The sequence below is a fragment of the Sphingomonas sp. P3_C5 genome, assembly GCF_056402635.1.
Genome location: NZ_JBFUHA010000004.1, coordinates 73,619 through 87,860, shown reverse-complemented (window position 1 = coordinate 87,860; position 14,242 = coordinate 73,619). Strand labels below are relative to the sequence as shown.

Here is a 14,242-nt window from a genome sequence, read left to right as displayed (position 1 = left end):
ATGGTTAACTTCAGCAAGCGCGAGATACTGCTCGCGCCAGTCGCAGCCGCGCTCGGCCTCCCATCCGCGGCACGGGCGATAGAGCCTGCGAAAGCTGGCCGGGAGCTCGACGCGGCTTCGGGCCCCTTCAATTCAAGCGTTGAATCGCTCAAGACCTACCGCGCGCCCGATTGGTTCCGGGACGCGAAGTTCGGCATCTGGGCGCACTGGGGCGTGCAGGCGGTGCCGCGTCAGGGCGACTGGTACGCGCGCTTCATGTATGTGCCGGGCCACCCGCACTATGACCATCATTTGAAGACCTACGGCCATCCCTCCGAATTCGGATACAAGGACCTCATCCCGCTCTGGAAGGGCGAGAAGTTCGATCCCGAAGCGCTGATGGACAAATATGCCGCGGCGGGCGCCAAATATTTCGTTTCGATGGGCGTGCATCACGACAATTTCGATCTGTGGAATTCGAAGCACCACCGCTGGAACGCGGCCGCCATCGGGCCGAAGCGCGATATCGTCGGTTCCTGGAAGGTGGCGGCGAAGCGGCGAGGCCTGCGCTTCGGCGTGTCGGAGCATCTCGGCGCCAGCTATTGCTGGTGGTATCCGAACCATCTCTACGATCAGTTCTGGCCCAAGCTTGGCATCGACTATGACGGCGCGAACCCGCGCTACGCCGACCTCTACCATGACAATCGCGACGAGCCGTTCCTGAACAAGCCCGGCACCTGGTACACCAACAATCCCAAATTCCAGCGCCACTGGTTCGACCGCATTTCCGATCTCGTCGATTCCTATCAGCCGGATCTGCTCTATTCGGATGGCGGATTGCCGTTCGGCGAAATCGGGCGGACGCTGGTTGCGCACCTGTACAACAGCAGCATTGCGCGCAGCGGCAAGCTCGAGGCGGTCTATAATTGCAAGGCTCTGGGCTCGGGCGAGTTCCATAAAGAATGGGCGGTGCAGGATGTCGAGCGGGGCGTGCTCGACGGAATCAATCCTTTGCCCTGGCAGACCGACACATCGAACGGCGACTGGTTCTACAGCGACAATTATCGTTACAAGACCACCGACGACGTCGTGTCCATGATGGCCGATATCGTCAGCAAGAACGGCAATTTGCTGCTCAATATCGTTCTCTACGCCGATGGCAGCCTTCCGCCGGAGTCCGAACTCTTGCTGGCCGAGCTCGCGCCGTGGATGAAGGTCAATGCCGAGGCGATCCACGGCACCCGTCCGTGGAAGATCTTCGGCGAGGGGCCGACCAAGACAGCGCCGGGCGCCTTTAGCGAGGCGACCGGATATAGCGCGCGCGACATTCGCTTCACGACGAAAGGCGAGGCGCTGTATGCGATCACGCTGGCGGAACCGCGGGGCACCACCGCGATCGAATCGCTTGGTCTGCAAAGTCCGCATGAGCGGCGGCGCGTTCGCGAGGTCCGGCTGCTCGGCCACCGGGACAAGATCCGCTTTCGGCAAACCGACCAGGCGCTGGTGATCGACCTGCCCGCGAACATGCCGACGCGACACGCCAGCGCATTCAAGATCCTGTTTGGCTGAACGTACTGCCCGGCCCCGTCCGCAACAGCGCATGGCGCCGGGCAAGGGTGGTGGTTTAGCTTTTACGGGGACAGGGATTTGAACGCATGAACGACCGCATTATTCGGGCATCCGGTCTTGCCCTGGCGCTGATGCTCGGCATCGGATTCACAGGTATCGCGTCGCTATCCGAAGCCCGTGCGCAGAGCGCTGCCGGGCATCCGGAGTGGCCAGGCAAGGGGCAGCTCTTCGTCGGCGCCTGCTATCAACCGGTCGATCGCAGTCCGGAGCAGATCCGGCAGGACATCGCGATCATGAAGTCCGCCGGCTTCAACATGGTGCGGATGGGAGATCTCTCCTGGGACTCGTTCGAGCCCGAGAATGGCCGCTTCACCTTCGAATGGTTCGACGACGTGCTGGAGCAGATGCACGCCGCCGGAATCAGGGTGATCGTCGACATCCCCGGCCTGCCCGCACCGATCTGGCTGCACAAGGAATATCCCGGGGTCGACATCGTCACACAGGACGGCGTCCGCAAGAACCAGGCATCACGCTATTGGGACAATATCAGCGACCCCGAATACCGGCGCCTCGCCCGGCGGCTCGCCGAAAAGATGCTGCAGCGCTACGCCAAAAACCCGGCGGTGATCGCGATCGGCTACGATAACGAGATCGGCAACGGCCAGGTCTCCTATTCCCCCGCTGACCGCACGCGCTTCGTCGCGTGGCTGCAGAAGAAGTACGGCTCGATCGAAGCGCTCAACAAGGCGTGGGCGACGCAGCGCTGGTCGCGGCGGATCAACAACTGGGATCAGGTCGACCTGCCCTATTTCTATGGTCCCGGGCCGAACGAACGCAACCTGGACCTGCGCCGCTATTGGTCCGACGACACGATCGGCGCGCTCAAGGATCTGGAAGCGGTGCGCAAGCACTATGCACCGAACCTCCCGGTCGCCTCCAATTTCTGGCCGACCGCGTCGACCAAGGGCTTCGACTATCTCCGCTCATGGGACGAGATTTCGACCTATGGTGCCCAGGGCTTCTACCCTGGCGACGCGACGGGTGCGGGCTTCGAAGTCATGATGAACAGGGCGGCGCATGAAACGCCGGTCTGGTTCAATGAGTTCACCGCCGGCGGTGGGGGCTATTACGGCACGCCGGGACGCTCGCGGATGTGGGCCTATTTCGGGCTGCTCCATTATTCGCAGACCTTCCTGGCCTGGACCTTCAATTCCCATATCGGCGGCGAGGAGCAGGCGCTGTTCGGCCTGGTCGATCATGATGGCCGCCCGTCCTGGAAAGTCGATGAGTTCGGCCAGATCGCGAGGGAGTTCAGGGCGCTCCGCACCATGGGCTTCCCGCGCTACGAGAAGCCGAAGGTGGCCATCCATTTCTCGTTCGACACCAACTGGCTGACGAGCCCTCCGTCAGGCCCCAACACGATGCAGGAATATTTCAAAGCCAATTATTCCAACCTGGTGAAGACCGCTTTCGAGCCGCTGTTCCAGGACAATGTCGATGCTGCGGTGATCGACGTGGGGCATGATCCGATCAGCGCCTATAAGCTGGTCGTCCTCTCGAGCGCCTATCTCATGGACAAGGCAACCGCCGACGCTGTCCGCAACTATGTCGCGAACGGCGGCACGGTGATCATGACCGGCTATTCAGCGAAGGTCGACGAGACCGGAAAATGGTTCGAATCGTCGCTGCCGGGCCGGCTGTCGGATGTGTTCGGGCTGCGCACCAACCAGTTCTACCGATCCGAACAGCCGCTCAAGTTCATGTTCAATGGCGAGATGCGCACCGGCACCGATACCTATTATGAGGTGCTCGAGCCGAGCACGGCCAAGGCGCTGGCGACGTTCGACAACACGCCACAAAAGAGCCCGGCGATCACAATCAACATGTTCGGCAAAGGGCGCGCAATCTACCTTGCCACAGCCGCCCAGCCGTCGTTCATCGCGCCACTCATCCGCTCGCTTTATGGTAGCGTGGGCATCGAACGCGGGCCGATCACACCGGCAGGCGTCGTCGCGCGGACTGTCGAAGGGCGGCTGATGCTGGTGAACACGAACAATGCGCCCGTGACGGTTGATTTCGCCGGCATGCGGACCGGGGTCCTCAGTCACAAAATCTATAATGGGACGATCGATCTCGCGCCGTACGGCGTCGAGTTGCTTCAGGGAAAATAGTGGGGAGCGGACCGTCCCCCACAGCAGACTTGCACATGATCGCATATATGCAATCAGGATTGCATATATGCGATCAGTCGGTATGCGTTAGCGCATGAGAATCATTGTATGTCACGCGCCGTTCGACGTCGGAATCGCCACCGCTCCTGAGCCGGTCGCGAGCGAAGGCGAAGTGCTGGTACGCATCCGTCGGGTCGGGCTGTGCGGCACCGACTATCATATCTTTGCGGGGCGCCAGCCCTTCCTGACCTACCCGCGCGTGATGGGCCATGAACTGGCCGGGGAGATCGAGAGCGCTCCTGAAGGGTCGACTTTCCGCAAGGGGCAGGTCGTCGCGATCAACCCCTATCTCAACTGCGGTACATGTATCGCCTGCCGCCGTGGCAAGCCCAACGCCTGCGCCAATATCCGCGTGCTGGGCGTGCATGTCGATGGCGGTATGTGCGAGATGATCGCCGTGCCGGAACGCGCTGTAATCGACGCGACCGGGCTGACGCTCGACCAGGCGGCGATGCTCGAGTTCCTGGCAATCGGCGCGCACGCTGTATCGCGAGCGCGGCTGAGAGCGGGTGACCGGGTGCTCGTGGTCGGCGCCGGACCGATCGGTATCGCCACCGCCCTCTTTGCCCAATTGGACGGCGCGACGGTGACATTGGTCGACAGGCGGCAGGCACGGCTGGACTATGCACGCAGCAATCTCGGGCTGGGCCGGACGGTGCTGGCGGGGCCGGATTTGGCTGCGACGCTGGCGGAACGGACCGACGGTGAGATGTTCGACGCGGTGTTCGACGCGACCGGCGTGCTCTCGGCAATGGCGCAGAGCCTGTCCTTCGTCGCCAATGGCGGTTCGCTGATTCTCGTCGGCGTCACGAAAGGCGATCTCGTGTTCGACGACCCTGAATTCCACAAGCGCGAGACGACCCTGCTCGCCAGCCGCAACGCGCTCGCGGCCGATTTCGAGCGTGTCATCGGCGCGATGCGCAGCGGACAGATCCCTTCCGCCGCGCTACAAACCCATAGTGTCGAGGCGGAGGACCTGCCGCAACAAATCCCCCTGTTGATCGCGGAGGCTGACAATGTCCTTAAGGCTATTGCCCACTTCTGACGCCAGCACCCGCCCCGCGTTGCTGACCCGGCTTGCGGAATCCGGGCCGTTCGGATTCGGCGCCTCGTCGCTCGGAAACCTGTATCGCGAAATCAGCGACGACGACGCGCATGCGACGGTAAATGCAGCCTGGAATCGCGGTGTCCGCTACTTCGATACGGCACCTTTTTACGGCTCGGGCCTCAGCGAGTGCCGGCTCGGCGACGCGCTGCGCGGACATGATCCGGATGACTATCTGCTGTCGACCAAGGCGGGTCGCCTGCTTTTTCCCGCGGACGCGCGCGATCGGGATGGCTTCCGCTCGCCGATGCCGTTCAGCGCGGTATTCGACTATAGCTATGACGGCGTGATGCGATCGTTCGAGGCGAGCCTCCACCGGCTTGGACTGGCCCGCGTCGACATTCTGTATCTGCACGATCTCGGCAGCGCCACGCACGGCGCCAATCACCAATATATGTTTCAGCAGGCCATTGGCGGGGGCTTCCGAGCACTGAACGCCTTGCGCGAGCAAGGCGCCGTTGGGGCGATTGGCCTTGGCGTCAACGAAGTCGAAATTTGTACTGAAAGCATGGCACATGCCGATTTCGACCTGTTCCTGATCGCCGGCCGCTTCACCCTTCTCGACCATAGCGCGGCCGAATTCTTCGATAGCTGCCACCAGCGCGGTATCGGCATCGTGGCGGCAGGTGTGTTCAGCTCGGGCATTCTCGCAGCCGGCCCCTCAGGCGCGAACGCCTATCACGACTATGCACCGGCGTCCGACGCGGTGCGTGCGAAGACCGCTGCGATCGAGGCGATATGCCGCGAGTTCGGCGTGGCGCTACCGACCGTCGCGTTGCAGTTCGCAGCGAGCCATCCCGGTGTCACATTACCGATCGTCGGCGTCAGCAATGTCGCGGAGGTTGAGGCCGCAGCGGATTCAGCGCAGCATGAGGTTCCGCCCGAGCTTTGGAATGCGCTACGGTGCGCCGGATTGATCCCGGCGGAGATACACGCCTTCGCCTGACAACACGCCATTCGGGACCACGATAAAAAAGAGAGGGAGCAGGAGTTGGGGATAATCGCGAGTGCAGCGCCGCAGGATGCAGCGGCCGACGGAGAACGACGCGCGTTCGTCACGCCTGGCTATCGCTGGGGGTTCGTCCTGGTGGTCAGCCTCTTTTTTCTGTGGGCAATGGCCAATAATTTCAACGACATCCTCATCCGACAATTCCAGAAATCGCTTGGCCTCAACCGCGCCGAAGCCGGGTTGATCCAGTTCGCCTTCTATATCGGTTACTTCGTGGTGGCCTTGCCCGCTGGGCTGTTCATGCGGCGCTTCGGCTACAGAGCCGGCATCCTGGTCGGGCTCGGCCTTTATGCAGTGGGCGCGCTGCTCTTCTTTCCCGCGTCCCTGATGCTCAATTTCGGGATGTTCCTGTTCGCCCTGTTCGTCATCGCGGCCGGCGCCGCGTTCCTGGAGACCACGGCCAACCCCTATATCGGAACATTCGGGGACGCCAAAACCGCAGTGCAGCGGCTCAACCTGGCCCAGGCCTTCAACGGGCTGGGGGGCTGTATAACACCGTATATCGGCGGCCTTCTGATCTTTTCGGGCGTCGAACACTCCAAAGCGGTGATCGCCGCGATGACTCCGGCCCAGCTCGCGGCCTATCGCGCGAGCGAGGCGACGACGGTTCAGCTTCCCTATTTCCTCCTCGCCGCCGCCGCTCTGACGGTCGCGACAGCGGTTGCACTGGCGCGGATGCCGGAGGGCCGTCTGGGCGTGGATGCGCCGCTTCGAACCCAGTTCGCCGGTTTGCTGCGCCGCCGCGCACTGGTCGGCGCGGTCATCGCCCAGTTCTTCTATGTGGGCGCGCAGGTCGGCATCTGGAGCTTCTTCATCGATTTCGTGAAGGACGTGCTGCCCCAGATCAGCGAGCGCAACGCGGCCAACCTGCTCTCGACCAGCCTTTTCATGTTCATGGTCGGCCGTTTCAGCGGCGCCCTGGTCATGACGTGGATACGTCCGGCAACGCTGCTTGGCGTCTATGCGATCGCCAACATTCTGCTCTGCGCGATCGCCATGACCGGAGTCGGCTGGGCCGCGCTCGGCGCTCTCATGCTGACGAGCTTCTTCATGTCGATCATGTTCCCGACCATTTTCGCGCTCGGGGTTGACGGGCTGGAGACGGCGCGGCCGCTCGGTTCGTCCCTGATCATCATGTCGATCATCGGCGGGGCGATCTTCCCGCCACTGATGGGGCTGGTCTCAGTGTATATGGGCAGCTTGCCCCTGGCATTGGCGTTGCCGCTGGGGTGTTTCGTCGTGATCGCGGCCTATGCGCAACGGGTGCGCAAGGCCGGCGATCAGCTTTAGGCGGCGGAGGGCAGCGCGTGCTCCGGATTATGCCCCAGAGTGTCGGAAATCCGGGTCGCGGCCCGGCCCAACATTTCGCGCGCCGCGTCGAGGCCGACCTTTTGCGAGCCGTCGATCAGCTCGAGAAACGGGATGGTCAGCGCGGCCATGACGCTGCCGTCGAAGCCGAATACCGGGCAGCTGATGTCGGTGACGCCGTGCGTGATCGGGCTTTGCTTACGGTCGAATCCACGCTCGCGGATCACCGCCAGATGCGCAGCGAGATCGTCCGCATCGAAGACCGCATCATGCTCGTCCCTGGCCGCCGCGATGATCGACTCGGCACGCTGCGGCGTCGAGAAGCCAAGGATGACCTGCCCGGAGCAGCTGCGGATGATATCGACGTTGCTGCCGACCTTGAGCGAGAAGCCGCGCATGCCCGGCTGCTCCTCGCGCGCGATCACCAGCCCCCGCCCGCCATTGGGCACGACGAGGTGACAGGATTGGCCCGTTTCCAGCGCAAGGCTCTGCATTTCCGGCAGCGCCGCGCGCACCAAATCCTGCGCCGGGGTCGCGCGAAAGGCCATTTCGAGCAGCTTATAGGCAACGGTGTAGCGATCCGACCGCGCCGATTTGCGGAGATAGCCGAGCCGCTCGAGCACGATCACGATCCGGAACAGCTCGCCGATCGAGCGGCCGAGTTCGCTCGCCATCTCGCTCACCAGTGCGCCGTCGGGCCGATCGGCCAGCAGCTCGATGATTTCGAACGTCTTCTCGATCGCCGGCGCCGAATAGGAGCCTTTGGGGGTGGTACGGACCATGGACCTCTTTCGCGCGTCTGTGTCGCCAGATGCATCGCACAGGCCCCTGCTGTAAAGCTTGGGCTACGCGACCAATGATCGACGCGCATCAGCATTTCTGGTCCCTGACCAACCCGGGCCATGAATGGCCGACGCCGGCCGAGGCGGCGATCCACCGCGATTTCGGTCCGGCGGATCTGACGGCGGAGGCGAGCGGGCTCGCGCTCGAAAGCACCGTGCTGGTGCAGTCCCAGCCCAGCGATGTGGATACCGACTGGCTGTTGGAGCTCGCGGCGTGCACGCCTTTGGTCGGCGCGGTGGTTGGCTGGGTGGATCTCGCCGCACCGGACGCGCCCACACGGATTTCAGCGCTGGCCGGTGCACCGAAATTGCGCGGCCTCCGTCCCATGCTGCAGTCGATCGACGATACCGACTGGCTGCTTCAGGATAACGTCGCCCCCGCCATTGCCGCGATGCTCGATCACGGCCTGAGGTTCGACGCGCTGATCCAGCCACGCCACCTGCCGATGCTCGCGCGCTTTGCCGATCGCTGGCCCGATCTGCCGATCGTCATCGATCACGCGGCCAAGCCTTTCATCGCAACCAGCCAGCTCGACCCGTGGCGAGCCGAAATCGCGGCGCTCGCCGCGCGCGGCCTATGGTGCAAGCTTTCGGGCCTGCGCACCGAACAGGCCGAGGGACAGCCGGCATCGGTCCTGGCCCCCTATGTCGAACATCTGCTGGAGAGTTTTGGCGAGCGGCTCATGTGGGGCAGCGACTGGCCGGTGCTGCGGCTTTCGGGCGACAGCTACAGCGACTGGGTCACGACCGCAGAGCGGCTGATCGGGCTCAGCGGTGCAGCGAAAACGCGCCTCTTCGCGGGTGCGGCGGCGGAATTCTACGACCTGCCTTTGGGCGGTAATAAATAGAAACAGGAGAAGATACGTGACGACAAGGCGGTTCGGAAAATTGCGCGGTGTGTTGCTCGCCGGTTTGGTTCTTGCGGCCGCGCCCGCCGCGTCGCAGTCGAGCCAGAGCGACCCGCGCGCCAGCGCCGATCGCATGGCCGCAAAGCTTGTCGCCGGGCTGAGCCTGGACGAGAAGCTCGACCAGCTCGTCAACGTCGCCCCCGCCATCCCGCGCCTGAATGTCCCGGATTATAATTGGTGGACTGAATCGCTCCACGGGGCGCTCGGATCAGTGCCCACGACCAACTTCCCGGAACCGATCGCGCTGGCCGCGACTTTCGATGCGCCGCTGGTCCATGATGTCGCCGGCGTGATCAGCACTGAAGTGCGCGGCCTGCACACATTGGCACGCCAGACCGGCAAGACCGGCCGCATCGGCACCGGCCTCGACACCTGGTCCCCCAACATCAACATCTTCCGCGATCCGCGCTGGGGCCGCGGCCAGGAAACCTATGGCGAGGATCCCTATCTCGCCGCGCGGCTCGGCGTCGCCTTCGTCCAGGGCATGCAGGGACCGAACCCGGATCTGCCCGACGTGATTGCCACGCCCAAGCATTTCGCCGTCCATAGCGGCCCCGAATCCACGCGCCACGGGGCGAATGTGTTCGTCTCAGCCCATGATCTCGAGGACACCTATCTCCCTGCCTTCCGCGCGGCCGTGGTCGACGCGAAGGCCGGATCAATCATGTGTGCCTATAACCGGATCGACGGTCAGCCGGCCTGTGCGAGTGACCTGTTGCTCAAGGAGCATCTGCGCGGCGCCTGGGGCTTCAAGGGCTATGTCGTGTCCGACTGCGATGCCGTGAAGGACATCAACGAGAATCACAAATACGCCCCCGACGCTGCTTCGGCGGTAGCCGCGGCGATGCGCGCGGGCGTCGACAGCGAGTGCAACGGCGCGACGCTGGGCGACGTTGGCGGCCTTGGCGAACGCTACCGCGAGGCGCTCGATCGCGGGCTGATCTCGATCGGCGACATCGACCGGGCGCTGACCCGGCTCTTCTCGGCTCGCCTGCGCAACGGCGACCTCCCCGGCATCCGCACCAACGATGTGCCACCATCGGCTGTCGGCGCACCGGGTCATGACAAGCTCGCCCTCGACGCGGCCGAGAAGAGCCTTGTGCTGCTCAAGAATGACGGCATCCTTCCGCTGCGCCCCAATCTACGGGTGGCTGTAATCGGCCCGCTCGGCGACGCGACCCGCGTGCTGCGCGGCAATTACTCAGCGCCGATGTCGGCCCCGCCGGTGTCCGTGCTCGACGGCTTGCGCCAGGCAATGCCCGGCGCCAGCATCACCTATGCGCCAGCCGCGCCCGGCTTCACCGACGGCGACCGGATCCCGACCACGGCGCTCCGCGCACCCGACGGATCGCCCGGCCTGCTGGCACGCTATTACAACGCCACCACGACCCCGCCGCGCTTCTTCCTGCCCGGCGCTTCGCGCAAGAGCGTGGCCGATCTGAAATATTCCGCGACGCCGGTCCTCACCCGGCGCGAGGCCGAGGTCGGCGGCCGTGGATTGTCGCTGAAGGAGGTCACCGAATATCACCGCGTGGTCTGGACCGGCTTCATCGTGCCGCCGGAAACCGGCACCTATCGCCTCGGCATGAACGGCACCGATGGCGAGATGACCCTCAACGGCAAGCCCTTTGTCGATCTCAGCAAATCGCAGTGGAACAGCCTTCCGACGATGAAGCAGATCGAGCTGGTCAAGGGCCATCGCTATCCGATCGAGATCAGGGCGACCGGCCATGGGTCGTCCGGCGCGGGCCTGGTCTGGAAGCGCGTTTCCAACACGCCCGACGCGACGCTTGCCGCTGCCGCCGCCAAAGCCGATGTGCTCGTCGCGGTCGTCGGCCTGACATCCGATCTCGAGGCCGAGGAATCGCCCGTCCAGGTCCCCGGCTTCAAGGGCGGCGACAAGACCACGCTCGACATCCCCGCCGATCAGATCGCCTTGCTCGAAAAGGCGAAAGCCACCGGCAAGCCGCTCATCGTGATCGCGATGAACGGCAGCCCGATCAACCTGTCCTGGGCGAAGGACAATGCCGCTGCCGTCATCGAAGCCTGGTATCCGGGCCAGTCGGGCGGGCTCGCCATCGCCAATGTGCTGTCCGGCCGCACCAATCCGAGCGGACGCCTGCCCCTCACCTTTTATCGCAGCATCGACGAGCTGCCGCCGTTCGGCGATTATGACATGAAGGGAAGGACTTATCGCTATTTCACGGGCACGCCGGTCTATCCGTTCGGCTATGGCCTGAGCTACACCAGCTTCGCCTATGCGCCGGTCAAGGTCGACAGCCCACGCGGCGGCGCTGAAAAGGGCATTCGCGTCACCACCGAAGTGCGGAACGCCGGCAGCCGCGCCGGCCAGGAGGTCGCGCAGCTCTACCTCAACTTCCCCAATGAGCCCGGCACGCCGCGCATCGCCTTGCGCGGCTTCCAGCGCGTAAACCTCCGGCCCGGCGAAGCGCGGAAAATCAGCTTCGACCTCAGTCCGCGCGACCTCAGCGCCGTCGCGCTCGACGGCACGCGTCGCGTTCTCAAGGGGCGGTACCGGGTGAGTATCGGCTCGGGCCAGCCGGATACGGGCGTGGCGGTTCAGTCGGCTCCGTTCAGCATCGATGACGCTGCAGATTTGCCGAAATGATCGCCCACGCAAGCCGCCGCTCCTTCCTTCTGGGAAGCGCCGCTCTGGCCGCCTCAGCAGCGGCGCCGATCTGGGGTGCCGCGGCGAAAGGGCGCGAGCCCGATTTCACCGCCATCCTGCCTGAAGGCACGCTGCAGATCATCGCGCTGACGGACCGGTCTTTCCGCGTGAGGTTCGTGCCGAAGGGTGCGCCGCGCTCGCTGCCGCCGAGCGACATCATGCTCAAAACCCGGGGCCCGCGGCCCGTGCGCACGCGTCGCGGCGATGTCACCCGCCTCACCTTGCCGCACATCAAATGCGAGATCGACGCGGCGTCCACGATCCGCTTCTTCGACGCACAGGGCCAGCAGCTGCTGGCTGAAACGCCAGGCCCCCGGCGGCTCGCGCCAGTCCGGCTCGGCGACGAAACCGTCCAGATCGCTGAGCAGGCTTTCGAGGCGCCAGCGGATGAGCGCCTTTTCGGCACCGGCTGTTTCCAGGACGGCGCGCTCGATCTGCGCAGCCTTCCGCGCCGCCTGACTCAGGTCAATACGCAGATCAGCCTGCCTTTCATCCTCTCCAGCAAGGGCTACGGCCTGCTCTGGCACAATCGCGGCATGGCCGAGCTCAATCCGCCTGCGCATCAGCTGGTGCTCGAAAAAGGCGCGGCGGGCGAAGCGCAAACGACCGACGTCACGACCACCACCGGCAATGCCCGCGTGTCGCGCCGACTCACCCCATTCGAGGGGGAAATCCAGGTCGATCGGGCGGGCCGGCAGGCCTTTCTGCTCGACATCGGCCAGAAGATGGCCTCGATCCACCATGTCGAGATCGACGGCAAGGTGATCGTCGACTTCGCCAATCAATGGCTGCCGCCCACCACGAGCTTCTTCGCCGATCTCCCGGCCGGCAAGCACAAGGTGAAGGTGCTGGCGAACGACGCCGACAAGCCGGTGCTCCATCATGGCCCGGCCGAGGCGCAAACGGTGTGGCGCGCGCCGGTGGCCGAGGCAATCGACTATGTCGTGATTGCCGGCCCAGCCGCCGACCAGATCATGGCCGGCTATCGCGATCTGCTCGGCCCGACGGCAATGCTGCCGCGCTGGGCCTATGGCTATATCCATTGCCGCGAGCGCTTCCATTCGTCGGACGAGATTCTCGAAAATCTCGACGAGTTCCGCCGCCGCAAGCTGCCAGTCGATGTGATGGTCCAGGACTGGCAATATTGGGGCAAATATGGCTGGAACGCGATGCGCTTCGACGAGGCGCATTATCCCGACCCTGCCGGACTGGTTCAGAAGCTGCACGAGCGCAAAGCACGCTTCATGCTGTCGGTCTGGTCCAAGGTCGGCAAGGATACCGAGCTCGGCAAACAGGTCGCCGCGCACGGCTATTATATTCCCGACACCGAGTGGATCGACTTCTTCAATCCCGAGGCTACCGCCTTTTATTGCGCGCAGCATGACCAGCGGCTCGGCAAGCTGGGCATCGATGCCTGGTGGCAGGACGCGACCGAGCCGGAGAATGACGACCTCACCGGTCGGATGACGGCTGCCGGCAAGGGCGAACATGTCCGCCTCGCTTATCCGCTCCAGGTGGCGCGCGCGGTCTATGAAGAGCGCCGCCGTGCCGAACCGAACGTGCGGCCGATGATCCTCACCCGCTGCGCGTTCCTTGGGCAGCAGCGCTACGGCGCCGCGACCTGGTCAGGCGATATCGGCAATGGCTGGGATACGCTGGCCCGGCAGATCGCAGCCGGGCTCAACATGGCCGCCGCAGGCCATGCCTATTGGACGGTCGATGCCGGCGGGTTCTTCAGGCCCGGCAAGGGGCAATATACCGATCCCGTCTATCACGAGCGCTTCCTGCGCTGGTTCCAATATGCGACCTTCCTGCCGCTCCAGCGCGTCCATGGCTATCAGACCGACACTGAGTTCTGGCGCTATGGCGAGAAGCTGGAAACGGTCGCGCGCCAGTATCTCGAACTCCGCTATCGCATGCTCCCCTATCTCTACAGCATGGCGGGCGAGACGATGCGCACCGGCGTGCCGCTGATGCGCCCCTTCGTGTTCGACTTTCCCCACGACGCCACCGCGCTCGCGGAGAAGCACAGCTATATGTTCGGGCGCGCGATCCATGTCGCACCCGTGCTCGCGGCCGATGCGGCCACCTGGCCGGTCTATCTCCCACAGTCCGAAGGCGGCTGGACCGACCTCTGGACCGGCGACCACCGCGACGGCGGTCGTCGGCACGACGTCGCCGTTCCGATCGAACAGCTGCCGCTCCACGGCCGCGCGGGCAGCATCCTGCCGATGGGCCCGGTGCTGCAGTCGACCGCTGACGCAACCGGCGAGACGATCGACCTGTTCGTGGTCCCCGGAGCCAATGGCGCGTTCGACTTTTACGAGGATGACGGGCTGAGCAACGCTTATGAGCGCGGCGCCTGGTCGATCATTCCGATACATTGGGACGATCGCAAACGCGAGCTCAGCATCGGCAGCCCGCGCGGTAGCTTCAAAGGCATGCTGTCGCGGCGCCGGTTCAACCTCCACCTCGTCGGGCCGGGCGACACGCCCCTGCGACCGGGCGCGGGGCTTGGGGTGACCTATCGAGGGGTTCCGCTACGGCAAGCTTTGATCTAGCTGGCCTGAAACCTTTTGCGCTGCCACGCTAACCAATCGAA

The 14,242-nt window shown here is 64.3% G+C and carries 9 protein-coding genes; 8 read left to right on the top strand and 1 reads right to left on the bottom strand.

Annotated elements, in window-relative coordinates:
• The 5 genes from AC1DVS_RS11660 to fucP all read left to right on the top strand — a co-directional run bounded on the left by AC1DVS_RS11660 (position 1) and on the right by fucP (position 7,183).
• Positions 1–1,548 carry an alpha-L-fucosidase gene (locus tag AC1DVS_RS11660; RefSeq protein ID WP_478023145.1) on the top strand — a complete coding sequence of 516 codons (1,548 nt, stop codon included), beginning with the start codon at positions 1–3 and terminating at the stop codon, positions 1,546–1,548.
• 86 nt (positions 1,549–1,634) lie between these two features.
• Complete coding sequence (locus AC1DVS_RS11655; RefSeq protein ID WP_478023143.1) at positions 1,635–3,719, top strand: beta-galactosidase; 2,085 nt, start codon at positions 1,635–1,637, stop codon at positions 3,717–3,719.
• 94 nt (positions 3,720–3,813) lie between these two features.
• A complete protein-coding gene (locus tag AC1DVS_RS11650; RefSeq protein ID WP_478023142.1) occupies positions 3,814–4,824 on the top strand; it encodes a zinc-binding alcohol dehydrogenase family protein in 1,011 nt (336 codons plus the stop codon).
• Positions 4,811–5,830 (top strand): aldo/keto reductase, encoded by a 1,020-nt coding sequence (locus tag AC1DVS_RS11645; protein ID WP_478023140.1) that lies wholly within the window; start codon positions 4,811–4,813, stop codon positions 5,828–5,830. The genes AC1DVS_RS11650 and AC1DVS_RS11645 overlap by 14 nt, the downstream gene beginning before the upstream one ends.
• A gap of 45 nt (positions 5,831–5,875) precedes the next feature.
• The gene (gene fucP / locus AC1DVS_RS11640) at positions 5,876–7,183 is read left to right on the top strand and encodes an L-fucose:H+ symporter permease (RefSeq protein ID WP_478023139.1); all 1,308 of its coding nucleotides are present in this window, start codon (positions 5,876–5,878) and stop codon (positions 7,181–7,183) included.
• Here fucP and AC1DVS_RS11635 read toward each other — a convergent pair.
• A complete protein-coding gene (locus AC1DVS_RS11635; RefSeq protein WP_478023137.1) occupies positions 7,180–7,983 on the bottom strand; it encodes an IclR family transcriptional regulator in 804 nt (267 codons plus the stop codon). The two genes, fucP and AC1DVS_RS11635, sit on opposite strands and share 4 nt — an antisense overlap.
• Before the next feature lie 74 nt (positions 7,984–8,057).
• Between AC1DVS_RS11635 and AC1DVS_RS11630 the strand changes: the two genes are divergently transcribed.
• The 3 genes from AC1DVS_RS11630 to AC1DVS_RS11620 are packed head-to-tail and all read left to right on the top strand — an operon-like array spanning position 8,058 to position 14,201.
• The gene (locus AC1DVS_RS11630; RefSeq protein ID WP_478023135.1) at positions 8,058–8,891 is read left to right on the top strand and encodes an amidohydrolase family protein; all 834 of its coding nucleotides are present in this window, start codon (positions 8,058–8,060) and stop codon (positions 8,889–8,891) included.
• A gap of 16 nt (positions 8,892–8,907) precedes the next feature.
• Entirely contained in the window at positions 8,908–11,580 is a 2,673-nt protein-coding gene (locus tag AC1DVS_RS11625; RefSeq protein WP_478023133.1) for a glycoside hydrolase family 3 C-terminal domain-containing protein, read from the top strand.
• Positions 11,577–14,201 (top strand): glycoside hydrolase family 31 protein, encoded by a 2,625-nt coding sequence (locus AC1DVS_RS11620; protein ID WP_478023132.1) that lies wholly within the window; start codon positions 11,577–11,579, stop codon positions 14,199–14,201. Before AC1DVS_RS11625 ends, AC1DVS_RS11620 begins: the two co-directional genes overlap by 4 nt.
• The last annotated feature ends 41 nt before the right edge of the window (positions 14,202–14,242 follow it).

Coding starts and splice junctions, on each gene's coding strand:
- AC1DVS_RS11655 (WP_478023143.1), top strand. CDS start 1,635: ATGAACGACCGCATTATTCGGGCATCCGGTCTTGCCCTGGCGCTGATG.
- AC1DVS_RS11635 (WP_478023137.1), bottom strand. CDS start 7,983: ATGGTCCGTACCACCCCCAAAGGCTCCTATTCGGCGCCGGCGATCGAG.
- AC1DVS_RS11650 (WP_478023142.1), top strand. CDS start 3,814: ATGAGAATCATTGTATGTCACGCGCCGTTCGACGTCGGAATCGCCACC.
- AC1DVS_RS11660 (WP_478023145.1), top strand. CDS start 1: ATGGTTAACTTCAGCAAGCGCGAGATACTGCTCGCGCCAGTCGCAGCC.
- AC1DVS_RS11620 (WP_478023132.1), top strand. CDS start 11,577: ATGATCGCCCACGCAAGCCGCCGCTCCTTCCTTCTGGGAAGCGCCGCT.
- AC1DVS_RS11630 (WP_478023135.1), top strand. CDS start 8,058: ATGATCGACGCGCATCAGCATTTCTGGTCCCTGACCAACCCGGGCCAT.